Annotated in this window: 11 protein-coding genes; 7 read left to right on the top strand and 4 right to left on the bottom strand. The window is 65.0% G+C overall.

Translation table 11 applies throughout. The features are described from left to right. Positions 1-868: 868 nt before the first annotated feature. Complete coding sequence (locus tag EET13_RS22625; RefSeq protein ID WP_122444371.1) at positions 869-1,663, bottom strand: FkbM family methyltransferase; 795 nt, start codon at positions 1,661-1,663, stop codon at positions 869-871. 365 nt (positions 1,664-2,028) lie between these two features. Here EET13_RS22625 and EET13_RS22620 point away from each other — a divergent pair, with 365 nt between their 5' ends. The 5 genes from EET13_RS22620 (at position 2,029) to EET13_RS22600 (ending at position 7,736) form a co-directional block, all read left to right on the top strand. Continuing rightward, on the top strand, positions 2,029-3,423 hold the full coding sequence (locus EET13_RS22620) for a tyrosine-protein kinase domain-containing protein (protein WP_122444370.1): 1,395 nt from the start codon (positions 2,029-2,031) through the stop codon (positions 3,421-3,423). Further along, on the top strand, positions 3,414-4,892 hold the full coding sequence (locus EET13_RS22615) for an O-antigen ligase family protein (protein ID WP_211186509.1): 1,479 nt from the start codon (positions 3,414-3,416) through the stop codon (positions 4,890-4,892). Before EET13_RS22620 ends, EET13_RS22615 begins: the two co-directional genes overlap by 10 nt. Continuing rightward, the gene (locus EET13_RS22610; RefSeq protein ID WP_122444354.1) at positions 4,889-6,007 is read left to right on the top strand and encodes a glycosyltransferase family 4 protein; all 1,119 of its coding nucleotides are present in this window, start codon (positions 4,889-4,891) and stop codon (positions 6,005-6,007) included. Before EET13_RS22615 ends, EET13_RS22610 begins: the two co-directional genes overlap by 4 nt. Before the next feature lie 19 nt (positions 6,008-6,026). Then, positions 6,027-6,836, top strand: a complete 810-nt coding sequence (locus EET13_RS22605) for a class I SAM-dependent methyltransferase (RefSeq protein ID WP_122444353.1) — start codon at positions 6,027-6,029, stop codon at positions 6,834-6,836. Positions 6,837-7,073: 237 nt separating this feature from the next. Then, positions 7,074-7,736 carry an RlmE family RNA methyltransferase gene (locus EET13_RS22600; protein ID WP_122444352.1) on the top strand — a complete coding sequence of 221 codons (663 nt, stop codon included), beginning with the start codon at positions 7,074-7,076 and terminating at the stop codon, positions 7,734-7,736. 110 nt (positions 7,737-7,846) lie between these two features. On the opposite strand, the gene EET13_RS22595 is transcribed toward EET13_RS22600, so the two are convergent. Both EET13_RS22595 and EET13_RS22590 read right to left on the bottom strand, forming a co-directional pair. Next, positions 7,847-8,605: a class I SAM-dependent methyltransferase gene (locus EET13_RS22595; protein ID WP_244604054.1), complete on the bottom strand. Its 759-nt coding sequence runs from the start codon at positions 8,603-8,605 to the stop codon at positions 7,847-7,849. A 168-nt stretch (positions 8,606-8,773) separates the two neighbouring features. Next, entirely contained in the window at positions 8,774-9,748 is a 975-nt protein-coding gene (locus tag EET13_RS22590; protein WP_122444351.1) for an FkbM family methyltransferase, read from the bottom strand. Between the two features lie 290 nt (positions 9,749-10,038). On the opposite strand from EET13_RS22590, the gene EET13_RS22585 reads away from it, so the two are divergent. Next, the gene (locus EET13_RS22585) at positions 10,039-11,109 is read left to right on the top strand and encodes a polysaccharide deacetylase family protein (RefSeq protein ID WP_244604053.1); all 1,071 of its coding nucleotides are present in this window, start codon (positions 10,039-10,041) and stop codon (positions 11,107-11,109) included. Here EET13_RS22585 and EET13_RS22580 read toward each other — a convergent pair. Further along, positions 11,045-12,259, bottom strand: a complete 1,215-nt coding sequence (locus EET13_RS22580) for a glycosyltransferase family 4 protein (protein ID WP_168990864.1) — start codon at positions 12,257-12,259, stop codon at positions 11,045-11,047. The genes EET13_RS22585 and EET13_RS22580 overlap by 65 nt on opposite strands. Before the next feature lie 405 nt (positions 12,260-12,664). Between EET13_RS22580 and EET13_RS22575 the strand changes: the two genes are divergently transcribed. Next, on the top strand, positions 12,665-14,701 hold the full coding sequence (locus EET13_RS22575) for a hypothetical protein (RefSeq protein ID WP_122444349.1): 2,037 nt from the start codon (positions 12,665-12,667) through the stop codon (positions 14,699-14,701). Positions 14,702-14,752: the final 51 nt, after the last annotated feature.

Genomic DNA, 14,752 nt, shown 5'->3' with positions numbered 1-14,752 from the left:
CAAGGAAAGCCCGCCCCACCCCGCGACACGGGACACCCCTCCATGCCAGCACGCGAAAATACCTACCCAGCAACACAATTCAACGACTGAGCGCCCTCAGCATCAATTCGATGCAAAATCGAGGCTAGAGGCCATGGGCACTCGCAATGGCAGGCACGAGACGATCGCTGGCTACGTGGTCAAATTGCTTGCCGGTATCGACACGCCCCGCATCCTGGAACTGGGCGCCGGGCACGGACGACTTTCCGAGCAGATATTGCGACCACACCCCACCGCCGAGCTCACATCTCCGACCTGGACCCGTTTTCGGTGCACAACGTCGCCAGCGGTCCACTCGGGCGCAACCCGCGGGCGCGAACCAAGGTCGTTGACGCTACCGACATCGACGATCCTGACGACAGCTACGACCTGGTGGTTTTCGCCTATGCCTTTTATCACTTGCCGCTTGTCACTTGCCGCCCTCGGTCGCAGCCAAGGCAATCGCCGAGGCCACTCGCGTCGGTACGGCTTTTCTCATCGTGGACATCATGCGGTGGCCATCTCTGGGTCTGCTGCTGGTGCCCGTATGTATCTTCCCCAACATCGCGGTGCGGGTGCGACCGCGTGGCCGCCGCACGCGCGGTCATGCATGAAGCACTCATCAGCCATCTGCGTGCCTACAGCCCCTCGGCCTTTGCCGCGCTGGGAAAGGCGGCGGACCCGCAGATGCACGTTGAGTTCTTGCCGACGCCCAAGTTTCGGTCGCGCGCCCGGGCGCTCATCTTCCGACGGGCAGTCTGAAGGTTGGCGGCGCCAGCGAGGACGTGCTTCCCATGCCGCCGAACCTAGCCCAGCCGGTAATTCAGTGGCCTGCACAAGCCCGTGCGCCTCAGCCCTTCGCAGGCACGAAGACGAAGTTGTTGACGTAGACGCCGTGAGCCGCCCAGAGGTTTTCCCGGCCGCCGATGTTTGCCGGATTCTGGTGTTGCGTCGGGTCGAACTCCTCGACCCGCCGCCGGACGTCGTCGAGTTCGAAGTAGCCCGTGTAGCCCAGACCGGTCAACAACGTGGTGATTTCGGCGACGGCGCCGGGGCGATGCCGTTCCTCGGCCTCGACGAGAATCGCCGGCCGGTTACGCCGCAGCGTGTCCACGGCGCCGCGCAGCACGGCCAGCTCGTGGCCCTCGACATCGATCTTGATCAGGCCGACGTCATCGAGCTGAAGGTCGTCGAGACGCTTGACCGGTACGTCGATGTTTTGGACGTCGCCGCCAATCACGTCGCTGAGGACGTTGTCGGTGTCGATGGTGCTTCGGCCCGGTTCGGATTCGACCACTCGCATGGCCATCACGCCGGGCCTGTCCGACAGCGCCACAGCTTCGACCCGCACCGCGGCGCCGACCGCTGCGAACATGGCCGTGAGATCTCGAGCCTGGGCCGGCCGGGGTTCGAACGCTATGACCGACCGCGAGGCCGGAAGCATCGCGATCGTGACGTCGCCGACGTCGGCTCCTATGTCCAGCGAAATGCGGTTCGGATCGCATAACGACGCCGCCAGCCGCGCGTCCCGGCTGGATTCGTCGAGACGCTGGAGTAAGCGGTACTTCCGCCGCCAGAACAAGCGTGGCGCGACAGCTTTCACCACCGGGGCCAGCCGGCGTTTGACAGAGCGTGCGACGGGCATGTGTGGTGTCTCCAGCAGTGTTTCCTCGCGATCACCGGCTGGGCATCCATGGCCATCCGCTACGGCTACGTCGTTGCTGGGCGTGAACATAACGCTGCGGCGTGGATCCTACGCTATGGTCGCCGACCCGCTACCAGTTCTGCGAGGCAGCCGAACTTCTGATACCCGCCGGGGCACTGTCACACACCCGCGGCGGCGCGGCATACCGGGAGTCAGGGAAATTCGCGATTGTTCGGCCATACGCAGCGATCTTGACGCTACGTTGCACGGCGATGCTGCATAATGTGCTCGCGGTCAGCGCGGCGGGTGCGCAGTAGACAGTATCGGCCCTATTCGTGTGGCATCGGGTCAAGAAAGGGCAGTGGATGGATTTCCGCACCTTCGTTCAGACCCTCCTCACGCGCTGGAAACTCGTCGTGGCCGCGTTGCTGGCGTGTCTGGCCGGTGCGGTGGCCGTCACGATCTTCCAGAACAAGGCGTACCAGTCGTCGGCCACCGTTCTCATCTCGATTGCCGGTGCGACCGACGTCACCGAGGTGTACTGGGGCGGGCAGGCTGCACAAGACCGGTTGTCGTCGTATGCCGAGATCGCCGGTGGGCGTGCGGTAGCGGAGCGCGCCGTCAGTCGGCTGCAACTGCCGATCAGCGGCGACACCGTGGTGAGCAATACCCAGGTGAAGTACACCCCGAAGTCGATGCTGTTCACCATCACCGTCACCGATACCGATCCAAAGCGGGCCGCGCTGCTGGCCGGCGCCATGGCCGATTCGTTTGCCACGCTGGTTCCCACGCTCGATGTCAATGCGCGTCCGCAGGGCGCTCCGCAAGGCAGGGATACGCCCCAACCGCCGAAGTCAACTCCGATGGCCACGGCGACGATCGTCAAGCAGCCCGAGGTACCCAGCCGCCCGAGTAGGCCGATCCCGCTGCGCAACATGGCCATGGGCCTCACCGCCGGGGTGCTACTGGGCATCGCGGTCGCATTGACCCGGGAGGCCAGCGATCGCAGCGTCCGTAGCCGCGGCAAGCTGGAACAACTTTCGGGTCTGCCGACCTTGGCCGAGTTGCCCGGAAAGCACGGCAGCACACCGCGATTCGGCACCGACGTCACAGCCGACGACGCGGTGCGCGGGTTGCGCGGCCGGCTGCTGAGGGCCATGGGATCCGACGTCCGCCGGGTGCTGGTGGCCGCGCCGTTCGGCGGTGAAGGAACCACGACGACAGCACTGAACTTGTCGCTGGCGCTTGCTGAACTCGGCGAAGACGTTCTGCTGGTGGAGGGCGATACCCGCCGCCCCGTGCTCGCCGGCTTGCTGCGGGTCGAGTCGGGGGAGGGCCTGGCCAACGCCCTGGCCAGTCCCGCTATTGCTGCCGAAGTCGTGAAGCCGACGCCGATTTCGAACCTGTTTCTTGTCGGAGCGCGATTCGTCCGCCGCGAGACCTCGCCCTGCAGTGGGTACCTGCCGGAGGTGATCGACACCGTGCTGGCGGACCTGTCGTCGCGTTTCGACCGCATGGTCGTCGACGGGCCTCCGGTGCTGGCGACAGCCGACAGTGGCCTATTGGCCGGCGCGGTTCAAGCCACGGTGCTGGTGGTGCGGGCGGGACGAACCACCGTCGACGAACTCAACGACGCGCTGACGGCGCTGCGTGCTGCCGGCGCGCAGATCGTCGGTACCGTGCTGACCGACGCGCGGGTGCCCCGGCACACCAGAGCCGCGGCCCGGATTTACCGGGCCAAGGTCAGCGGATCGCCGTGATTGTCTATCTACGGGATCGCCATCGGCTGGCGACGGCTGGAGCAGTACTGGCCGTTTTCGGGTTCGGGTGCTTTCTGGTTGGCGTGTTCGCGGTACGCCAAACCGGCCAGGGACTGATGCTGATCGCGGCGATGTTCAGCCTGGTCGTGTACTGGGCCAAACCCGAAGCGATGGTCTGGGTCGCGCTTTTCTGGGCGTTTGCGGCACTGCCGGCCGACTTGCACGTCGGCAAAGTCGTCGGCCCGGCGGTCATCTACGCCTATCAGGCGGCGCTGGTGCTGGCGATTTGTTATCTGATCCCGGTCGTCAAACCGCGCTTCTCCGACTTCGTGTTGCCGGGGATCTTCGCGTTGATGGTGGTGTTTTCGACCGTTGTCGGCTTCGCCACCGGGCATGCCGACTGGGTGGTGATCCGGGAATCGACGACGCTGCTCGAGATGGTCGCCGGGTTCATCCTGGCATTGCTGATCGTCAAGGGCAATTACGTCAAAGGGTCGATCCGCGCGATGGTCGTGATTCTGTGGTTTTCGGCCGCGATGGCCATTGTCGGCTCGTTTCATGCCGTCCGGCTCGCCGGCCGGGCGGAAAGCCTGCAGGGCAGCGGCGCCGGCGAAGCGCTACGCATCATCCTGTCGGCGCAGACGCCGGCCACGGCGGTGCTGACCGCACTGATCGCCGCCACGATCGTCGGCCGGGTCCGGCCCGCTATGTATCTGGTGCTGGGGCCGCCCGCGCTGATCATTTCGCTGCTGTCATTCAGCCGTAACCCCTTGATTTCCTTTGCGGTGGCCGCCGTCGTCGCCGTACTTGCCGGTTTCAATTGGTTGACCCTGCGCCGGTCACTCACCCTGACCGCGATCAGCGTGCTGGTCATCGCGGCGACGGTGGCGTGGTCGCTGTTTCTGCTGCAGGGTTCATCGACCGGAACGTGGATTGCCGAGCAGTTCAGCGCATTCAATCGCCGGGTGCTGGGCGGGGTTTCGACAGGTGCGCTCGCGGTTGACCCGTCGACACTGGACAGGCTGCGAGAAGTCGAAAACCTGGACCGCGCTATCGCCCAGGCGCCGGTGTTCGGCCACGGCCTGGGCTACGCCTATCAGCAACCGTACGGGAGCGACCCCGACGAGTTCACCATGAAGTTCTATCCGACCTACTCCCACCTGTTCTACCTGTGGTGGCTCGCCAAAGCCGGGATGGTGGGCATGGCGGCGTTCGCCGTGTTCGCGGTGACGCCGCTGCTGCGGGCGCTGCGCCGAGCGTCGGCGCCGGCCAAGATCAGCGCGGCGGTCAGCGCCGGCCTGCTCGCGATGTCCACCGTGTGGCCGTTGCCGGAGATGCCGACGGACGCCGTTTCGCTTGGTCTGGCCCTGGGCGCGACGATGGGGTTCGCCGGTCTGCGGCCGGCGGCCGCGGCAGTAGACGAGATGGCCGGCCCCCCGGCCCGGGTGCTCACCGGTGGGTTTGGGTGAATTCGGTCGGAAAGGCTGCGGTGCGCCCACTGCGGGTACTGGTGGTGGGTCCGGCCCCGACCGCGCCGGACAGCCGGGGCGGCATGGCTACCGTGATCGCCCTGATGGCAGCACATCCCGACGAGCGAATCTGCATCACCGTCGTGCCGACATTCGTCGACGAACCCAGGTGGCGGCGGCTGCTGGTCGGCGTGCACGGAATGATGCGTGCCACCTGGCTGGTGCTGTGCGGTCGCGCCGACGTTTTGCACGTACACCTGGCACACGGCGGCAGCGTGGTCCGCAAGGCGCTGCCGTTGTGGGCGGCGCGGCTGGCCCGGGTACCGGCAGTGGTGCACGCACACAGCTACGACTTCGCCGGCTGGTTCGATCGACTGCCGCCGCTGGCGCAGGCCGCGGTGCGCCGCATGCTGCCCGCCGATCGCTGGCTGGTGCTGGGCGAGCGTCAGCTTGAGGAATACGCCACCCGGCTGCGGGTGACGGACAGCCGAATCAGCGTGCTGCACAACGCTGTTCGGATCCCCGACGTCGCGGTGACCCAGGTCGGTGCCGAGCGGGTGCATGCGGTGTCGGTGGGTCGGCTGGGGGCGCGCAAGGGCAGCTATGACCTGATCGTCGCCGTTGCCTCGCTCGACGCGACGGTTCGCAACCGGCTGCGGGTGACGCTGGCCGGCGACGGCGAAGTCGACGAGGTGCGCGCCGCGGTCAACGGGGCCGGGCTGGGCGAGGCCATCCGCGTTGCGGGCTGGCTTGAACCCGCGGCGCGCGACGAATTGCTCGCCAGCGCACACGTTTTCGTGTTGCCCAGCTACAACGAAGGCCTGCCGGTGGCGCTGCTGGAGGCGATGGCGTACGGGCTGGTGCCGGTGACCACGATGGTGGGCAGCATGGGCGAGGTGATCAGCGATCGCATCGACGGGCTGATCGTCGAACCCGGCTGTCCAGGTCAGATTGCGGGATCGCTGAACGTCCTGGTGACCGACGAACAGTTGCGGGCGGGTCTTGGCGCGGTCGCACGCGACCGGGCGGGCGAGTTCGGGCTCGACCGCTGGTATCAGCAGCTGACCCAGCTGTGGACCGGGCTGGCGAGCAAGCCCCCGGTACTTTCGGGGTGAGAGTCAACCGTATGGGTGAATGCCTGAATATCCGGCTAAATTCAGTTGCCAAACCATCGCACAGACGGGAATCGCCGCGTTGACGCAAAGCGAAGAATCCGCGTTGCAGTATTTCGAATCGCAAACGGAGTCCAACGAAGAGTTTTGGCATCGGTTGGGAATCGCGCCCCCGGACTGGACCGGCAAACGCGTGCTCGATGTCGGCTGCGGCCTTGGGGCACTGTCCATTGAAATGGCGCAAGCGGGAGCCACCGTGGTCGGCGTCGACCTGTACGAGGACCTCATCGCCTTCGCCGACCGCAACGTGGCGCAGCGATTTCCCCAGCTGCGCGACCGCGTGACATTTCGCGCGGTCGACGCGCTGTCGCTTCCGGTAGCCGAACCATTCGATGTGATCGTGTCCAAGGACACCTTCGAGCACGCCCCGGACGTCGCCTCGTTACTGAAGGCGCTCGGCAAGCATTTGGTCCGGCCGGGCGGAATTCTCTACGCGGGCTTCAGTCCGCTGTACTACAGCCCCTACGGCGACCACGGCCGCACCGGCCTGAAAGTGCCCTGGGCGCATGCGGTTTTGCCCAAACGCGTGGTGTATGCGGCCGCTGCCCGGCACAACGGGCATCCGGTGAGTTCGTTGTTGGACATCGGCCTCAACGGCAATACCCCCGACCAGTTCCGGGCCGCGTTCGATGACAGCGGGCTGCGGCTCATGCACCTCGCCTACAACTGCGGCGACAAGCGGCTGCTGCCGGTGCTCGAAAAGGCGCGCACGCGGTTCCGGCGGCTCGACAGATTCACTACCGTCAGCATCTACGCCATCTTCGGCGTCTGACCGTCTTCAGCGAAATTGTGCCGCCGTTGCCGCGCACGATATTCAGGTTACTCGTTTAGCCGCTCAGCCCGAATCGGTTGGGGCGGAAGGGAATTGCCTGCGAAGAAGATGCGATCGCCCATACCCTTGCGGCCATCGGTGGCAGCGATTACTCTCACTACGCGGCGCCTGCCGGCGGCTTGTCATTCGGAACGCCGCAGTGCAGATTCTCGGACGGGCGACCAAGAGTCGGGGTAAATGTCAACCTGGTTGCGGAACGCCGCTACGGACGTCAATTCGAGGCGGTCGTTGTCCGGGCGTGCTCGCGCCCGGCGCTGGCAGCACTTCATCGACACCTTCCCGTCCTTCGCGGAAATGCGGGTACTGGACCTGGGCGGCACACCCGAGTCGTGGCGGATGGCGCCGGTGCTGCCCAAGTCGGTTACCGCGGTAAACCTGCTGCCGCAGGAGTCGTCGATCGACGGTGTTGTCGCGATCCAGGGCGACGCATGCGACCTGCCCAGCGCGGTCGCGGGCGATCGCTTCGATCTGGTGTACTCCAATTCGCTGCTCGAGCATGTGGGTGGCCACGCGCGACGGCAGCGTTTGGCTGACCACATCCGCTCGCTGGCCGATCGCCATTGGGTGCAGACGCCGTACCGGTATTTTCCGATCGAACCGCACTGGCTCTTTCCCGGCATCCAGTGGCTGCCCTACGAAGCGCGGGTGCAGATATCGATGCACTGGAACCGCGGCTACATTCGGACCCACACGCGTGAAGAGGCGCAGGAACAGGTCGACGAAATCGATCTGATCGGTATTTCGCAGATGCGTCGGTACTTCCCGTCATCGACCATCTGGTACGAGCGATTCGGCGGTCTGATCAAGTCGTTGGTCGCCGTCCAGACGGGCTCGATGTGAAATCCGGGCTTTCATTCGCTGAAACGCCGACGTGCACGGACACATCCTCGTCGGTCGAAGACCTCGCGATACCGTCATTGCCCTTCACGCGATGGCTCACGAACGAACGGTTATGAAACCGGGTCATCCCCGAGCGAGCCAGCTTCGCCCTTACGTATGACATAGGTGAGATTGTTGTGCCGCCACGATAGTGCGCCAAGAGAAATCGCCGACAGGGCTTTCGCATATGCCCGCGTTATCCGCACCCGAACGTCCGTGCCGCGCACGTAGTACGTATGTCCCCGTTCTTCGAGAATCGTGCAGCCGTTTCTGTTGCAGAAGTCGCGTATCCCGGCACGGGAAATAAGGGGCGCATAATAGGTGGGAAATGGTGAATGCCCGGGTTTTCCAGCGTGCGGATAACGCACAAAGTACCGGTAATAAGCGATGTGAAGCCGAAAAGGCATGCGCCTTGCCGTCCACCCGTATACCGAGTCCCGGTCCGGGATGCGCAGCACCAAAAGCCCTCCCGGTTTGAGCCCGTTCAGCATGTTGATCAGCGCGCCCTCGGCGTCAGGTATGTGCTCGAGGACGAAGGAGTTGTAGATGACGTCGTAACGGCTGGCTGGAATGGTCGCCGGTGCCGCGAGGTCGCCGATGATCGCCTCGTGCAGGTCACCCATCTTCTGAATACGGCTTTGCAGGGCATCCTTGTCGAGGTCGATACCGGTCAGCCGATAGTCGACGCCGTCGAGATCCAGCGGCCAGTCAAGCCCGCAACCGGCTTCCAGGATCTCCAATGGGCGTCCGAGGTCTTTGATGATCGACGAAACGAGGATCGCATCCTCGTTGTAGACGTCGACGGTCTTCAGCTCTGGTCGAGTGCTCACTTGGCCCTCCGCAAGTCCTCCGCAAGCTTTCGTTTGCGACCGGCATCCGGGGTTTCGCGCACGCCCGAAACCGTAACGGCATCGCAAAGTCAGCGGATCCAAACACGCCGCTCGCCGGTAGCGGGCGGGCTCCGCGCCGGTCGCGGCTTGGTGGGCAACGATTATGTGTCACCCGCCGCCGCCCACCCGTCGTTGGCGACCATGGGCAGCGCCGGCCGAGTTGGCCATTGCCCTCAGCCGATACTTCAGCCGCGCCGCGTGATGTTGTGCCCACCAGATCGCTCGTTTGTAGCCGACGCTGCGTCGACAAACCTCCAGGTACCGGCGCGAACTTCCCGCCGGCACAGCGTTGCGGTCTTCCAATAACTGCGCACACCGCAATGCCAAGTCAAACGACTGATAACAGTGATGCGCGATCATCGCCAAATGCTTCAATTGCTCGTCACTCATACGCCCCGGGCGGATAAAGTCGCGCACATAGACGATGTCGGTCTCTAAGATCTGATTCAGCGCCCGATAAGGATCGCCGATCGCAAAGTCACCGATCACCCACCTCGTCACCTGGCCGGGAAGGCAATGCGGGATAAATCCCTGGCGTCGTAACTCTAAGTCGACCTCTCCGAATGGCGGCTGGTCTTGATATAGGGTGATAAAAGACACCTCGGTCTGAATTGCCACCGCTTCAGCGAGCTTGTCGCGTCCATTTTGAAATACCGCCAGCTCACCTCCCTGGATGTCGATCTTCAACAGGTCGAGATGCTCGATCTCGCCGATGTCATCGAGCCGATGTGTGTCAACCGGGACTCGGGCGGTCACTTGTCCAAACTCATCGAAAAGCGTGAACAGTCCCTGCGCCAGTGGGTCCGGTTCGAGCAGGCTGGTCATGGCGCCCGGCGCGGGACAGATCTTCAGCGTCGCGGGGTGGCCGTCGCCCAGCGCATAGGGCAGGTAGCGCTCGTTAGGCCCGCAGGTCCTGTGCAACTCGAGCAACGCTTCGCGCCCCGGCTCGAACCCTGTCACGCAGCACAAGCCGGCGTCGAGCATCGGCGTGTACGGCCAGTCGCCGCAGCTGCGGCTGGCCCCGACATCGACGATGTGGGTAAGACGCGACGGGGCCAGGATGTCGCGCAGTGCACGCGTCAAGCCGTCACCGCCGGTTGCTCATGCTGTGCGGGTGAAAGATCGGCTCTGCCGACGCGTCGGCGGCGTTGGTTTCGCACTCGAGTCTCGTTGCCGCACCGGTCCATCTCGGCTAGCCGTTCGTCATTGGGTTGATTACCGACGAGAGCCTAGCGTCCATTGCCGAGTCACACATGCGAATGGCTCTGCGGACAGAGCCGCATCCACTGGTGCCAAGCTCGAAGGCATGCATACCCGACGTGTGTGCGGCGGTGTTGCGGCCAAACCGGTGAGCGCTGATTAGAGTTCGCCCAATGATGGCAAGATTCAACGGCCTCACGTCGCAGGTTTCCCGGGCAGCTATCAAGAACTTCGCGGCCGGATTGCTGTGCGCCGCAGGGGTGCCGGCGTGGGCCCGGCGGCGACACCGCGATCTACTCGCGATCGTGATGTTCCACGGTGTGGAGGACGAACCGTTGGCGCCGCCCTGCTGGCATGTGCTCGGGTCGCAGCTGTATCGCCGTCAACTCGAATATGTGCGCAAGCATTTCAACGTCCTTCCGCTCGAAGAGGCCCTCGATCGCCTTGCGGCGGGGACATTGCCGCCGCGCGCCATGGCGATCACCTTCGACGACGGCACTCGCAACCTCGCCACACACGCGATGCCGGTATTGCGCGCTCTGAAACTGCCCGCCGCGGTATTTCTGGCGACCGGCCCGATGGGCAGCGACGAAGCACTGTGGCCTGACCGGCTCTGGCTGGCGATCGCACGCACCCGGGCAACCGAGATCGACCTGGCCGCGCTGGGCCTGGGCATGCGTTCGCTCGACGGCTCAGCCAACCGCGGTGCGGTCTACGCGACTTCGGTTGAGCGGCTGAAGGGTCTGGCCGACGCGCAGCGGATCGCCGTACTGGACGAGATTCTCGAGGCGCTGGGCTGCCCGGACGGCGGGGACGCCGGTCCGTTCCAGATGCTTTCGTGGGACCAGGCGCGTGAGATGGCAGGCGACGGTCTGGTGAGGCTGTATCCGCACACGGTGACCCACCCGATCCTCGCCCGGTGCGACGACGACAAGCTCGAGCAGGAGATCACCGATTCCTGCGCGGCTGTCGAGCGTGAGATTGGTTGGGCACCAACTATTTTCGCGTACCCCAACGGTCGGCTAGAGGACTTCGACACGCGCGCCAAGGAGGTGCTCCGCGGTCGCGGCGTGCGATGGGCGTTGACTGCTGTGACGGGTTTTGCCGATCGCGGCTGCGACCCGCTGGAATTGCCGCGGCTAGCGGTGGGCAGCGATTCGTCGTTCGACTACTTTCGGCTCATGGTCTCCGGAGGATTGCCGCGTCGCTACGGCGGAAGCCGGCGAATGGCCACCGCGGGCTAACAGTTCTTGGCTGCGATGCCGCAGCCAGCCACACGTCGTGCAGTGCGTCCCGCCAGCGGGCGACGTCGAACTTGCCGGCACGTGCGTAAGCGGCGGCGGCCAGGCGATCACGCAACTTCGTATCGACGATGAGGGCCTGCAGCGCCGCTGCCAACTGGGCTGGTTCGCCGGGTTTGACCAGCAGACCGTTCACACCGTCGGTCACCACTTCCGGTATCGCGCCCACCGGCGTGGTCACCGGCACCACCCCGTTGGCCATCGCCTCCAGCACCGACATCGGAAGGCCCTCGCTGTAGCTGGGTAACACGAAGATCGCCGACTCGGCCAACAGCCGGTCGCGGTCCGCCGGGCCGACCCACCCGACGACGTCAATGGTGTCGTCGAGTGCTTCGGCGCGGACAAACTCGCGCACCTGGTCCACCTCGCCGTCCCCGGCCAGCGTGATCCGCAGATCGGCCCGAATATCGTTGGGCAGCAGGCCAATTGCCCGTACAAGGTCATAGCTTCCCTTGTTGGTGCCCAATCTGCCCAGCGACACCGCCGACAATGGTCGGCGGGTCCGAGGCGGTGGCGCATCACGGGGCATGACCACGGGGTTATAGAGGAGCCGGGCTTTGGACACCTCGAATCCGAGTCTCGCAGAGGACGCCACCATGTGAGATTCACCGAGCAGCACCACGTAGTCGGCGCGCAGTGCCGCCCGCACGGCGCGGCGCAGCGGAGCCGGCAGCCCATCGAACCAGGTGAAGAAGTGCGAGCTGTGACAATGGATTATCGTCGGTATGCCCAGCATGCGCGCTACGAAAAGCGGTAGGGACTTGCGGACGACGCTGCCGCGCAACGAAAAGTGGACGTGCAGTACGTCGACCACGCCGGCCAGCAACAGCGCTGAAGCCTTGAGCATGCCCGAGATCCCCGTCCAGAGCCACACGGGCAGGGAGTCGTCTACGTAGGTGGAAACGGAGCGGATGTGGAACCGCGGATCGTTATCCTCGATCAGCAATTGCGTTACCGCCGCCATGCCGCCGCGGCTGTTGGGCCCGGTCGGCGCGGTCCCGACCGTCAGTATCCGGATCGGGAAGCGGACCGGTCCTGATGCCGTCGACTGCTTGTCGCCTCGGGCACTTTCACGCAGCCGTGGTTCAGGCAACGACGGGTCCTCCTCGCTCCGACCTGCTGCATCGCCGGCGGGCTGTGCTGTGCGCCGCGCAACCGGGACTTTCGAAGTCTGGCGGAACTTTAGCAAACTCAGCGCGCCCGGCGGTGGCCGAAATGCAGTATTTGCGAGGCGCACAGCGCAACTGACTTGAGGCATGGCCAGAACCGATGCCGCCTCGGTAGCGAGGTTCGGGTCGTCCGGCGATCATTACCGCCGGCTATCGGGCAGCGCCTGTGCGGGATTCGGTTGGCCGCAGCGGCGCGTCGTTCAGGGCAGCGAGCCGGGTTGCTCGTGCGTGGTGGCCGTCACCGCGCCCAGGCCGTTGCGGTGCCTGCGTAGCTGCGAACTAGTCGCCGCGGCGTTTCAGCTCGATTGGCTCTTGATGCGCTTTCAGCAATGCATACTGTTCCGGTGATGGGTCGGAAATACCTGGGCAGAGTCCTTGCATTGGCCGCTGTCATCGGCTGTTTGACCACCAGCGCCCCCGCCTCCTGGGCCGAGCCCACCGAACCGGGCACCACGACCGAACCCGGCGAACCGCCCAGAACGACGGCCTCGTTGACCCTGTCTTTAGCGGATCTCGGAACCAGCTCGAACGTGGGGTTCTACGGCTTGGATGGCACAGTGCAGCTGAGCCTGCCGGTCCCGCGCGGGCTGGCGCCGGCGGCGTTGAACGCGATTGTGGAACCGCCGATCAACTTGCGGTCGGGCACGATCACCGTCACACAGGACGAGCGCCAGATCGCGAAGGTGAACCTGCCCACCACCGACCAAGCGCCGCTCGTCATTCCGCTGGCCGGGGCGCAAGTGGTCAATGACTTTGCGACGGTCACACTGCGCGCACACCTGGTGCCTCAGGACGGGTTCTGCGTTTACCCCTGGAGTCCGTTGCGACTGACCAATACGACTGTCGCCTTCACCGGCGTCGAACAACCGCCCACGACCGTTGCCCATTTCTTGCCGCCGGTCCTGCGGAAGCTTTCCATATATCTGCCGCAGTCGCCGTCGACGGCCGAGTCCGATACGGCGATTCAAGTGGCGACGTCCGCCGCCGCGCACTACGGTAAACAGAACCCCGAGATTGCCGTGGTGGCACTGAAAGAAGGACAGGCGGCGCCGCCAACGCCGTCGCAACCTCAGGAACGCCAGATCGTCGTCAAAGAGGGATCCGACAACGGGCTTTCCCTTCAGGGGCCGGGCATGCCGTGGCTGTTGATCTCCGGAGCGCTGGGACCAAGCAACCAATCAGACATCGCGTTGCTGTTCGGCGACCTGTCGGCACTGGCGCTTGCCTCCAAGGCCGTTGTGACGTCACTGAAGTCGAGCATCCAACTCCCCGGCGACACCACCACGCTGCGCGAACTGGGGATGCCGGTCGTCACCTCCTCGGGGCTGCAACCGCGGCTGTCGATCGGACTGGACCAGACACGGTTTGGCAGGTCCATCCATGGGGTGCGAGTGCATCTGCTGGGTTCCTATTCGCCCACGCCGACCAACATGGGTGGCCAGATTGAAGTCACGGTCGCTTCGGAGACTGTCGACCACTGGCCGACCGACGGCCACGGCTCCATCGACCGCTGGATCGGTATCCCGGATCGGTTGCTGCAGCGCTGGACCGGTCTGAACCTGACACTCGATGTTTCAGGCAACGTCGGGCGATGTGGAGACTTCTATATTGCCGGGGCCGGCGACCAGCTGCTCACGCTGACCATCAACGGCGACAGCACCGTGCAGAGCAGCCCAGCCAAGCCGCCGGTGCCCGATGGCCTGCCGTCGGTACCGCAAGCGCTCATGCCCAAGGTCCAGGTCGGCATCGAGCCGCACTCGTTCAGCGACACCGCGCGCGCGGCCGACATCCTGGTGGGCTTGCAGCGAATCAGCTCGATCCCAATCGACACCGCTGTCACGGGTGTGAAACAAGCGATCGAGTCGTCGAACCCCGCTCTAGTGATCGCCGCCGATGGCTGGAATCACCCCGATGTCGTGCTTCCGGTGTCGGCAGGACCCACCGGGCCGATCACCATCAACGCGCTCCAGTCCGACGGCAAACCCACCACGCTCGCGCTGGACCCGACATTGCGGTTCGCATCTCTGCAGACGGTCTTCAACCACGGCCGGTCGATGCTGATCGCGACGTCCAACGGCGCGTCCGGGCAGCTCGATGAGCTGCTCAGATGGCTGGACGCTGACAGTTCCCGCTGGCCGAGCATCAAGGGCGTCGCTTTGGTGTCGGTCCCCGGACAAGACCCGGTGACCGTCAATCCCATGGGCATGCCCGGTATGGCCGGGGGCATGTCCGGCCCGGGCGCTCATTCCCCGAGCCATTCGGACTGGGGATGGCTGTGGTGGTTCGGCGGAGCGTGGGTGGCCCTGGCCGTCGTCGGCGCAGCGGTGATCGTGTGGCGTAACCGACGCGGCAGACTGCGCAGCTGATTTGTCCGCGCCGCAGCCGCGTTGCGGCCCCGTGTCGTTAGCTTGCTGACC

The organism is Mycobacterium attenuatum, from assembly GCF_900566085.1.
GTDB lineage: Bacteria > Actinomycetota > Actinomycetes > Mycobacteriales > Mycobacteriaceae > Mycobacterium > Mycobacterium attenuatum.
The sequence above is the reverse complement of the archived record's forward strand: the minus strand, read 5'-3'. Positions and strand labels throughout refer to the sequence as shown.

What these genes read in the sequence shown, in the direction of transcription:
- EET13_RS22620 (WP_122444370.1), top strand. Translation starts at nt 2,029, where the DNA reads ATGGATTTCCGCACCTTCGTTCAGACCCTCCTCACGCGCTGGAAACTC.
- EET13_RS22605 (WP_122444353.1), top strand. Translation starts at nt 6,027, where the DNA reads ATGCCTGAATATCCGGCTAAATTCAGTTGCCAAACCATCGCACAGACG.
- EET13_RS22600 (WP_122444352.1), top strand. Translation starts at nt 7,074, where the DNA reads ATGTCAACCTGGTTGCGGAACGCCGCTACGGACGTCAATTCGAGGCGG.
- EET13_RS22625 (WP_122444371.1), bottom strand. Translation starts at nt 1,663, where the DNA reads ATGCCCGTCGCACGCTCTGTCAAACGCCGGCTGGCCCCGGTGGTGAAA.
- EET13_RS22585 (WP_244604053.1), top strand. Translation starts at nt 10,039, where the DNA reads ATGATGGCAAGATTCAACGGCCTCACGTCGCAGGTTTCCCGGGCAGCT.
- EET13_RS22575 (WP_122444349.1), top strand. Translation starts at nt 12,665, where the DNA reads ATGCATACTGTTCCGGTGATGGGTCGGAAATACCTGGGCAGAGTCCTT.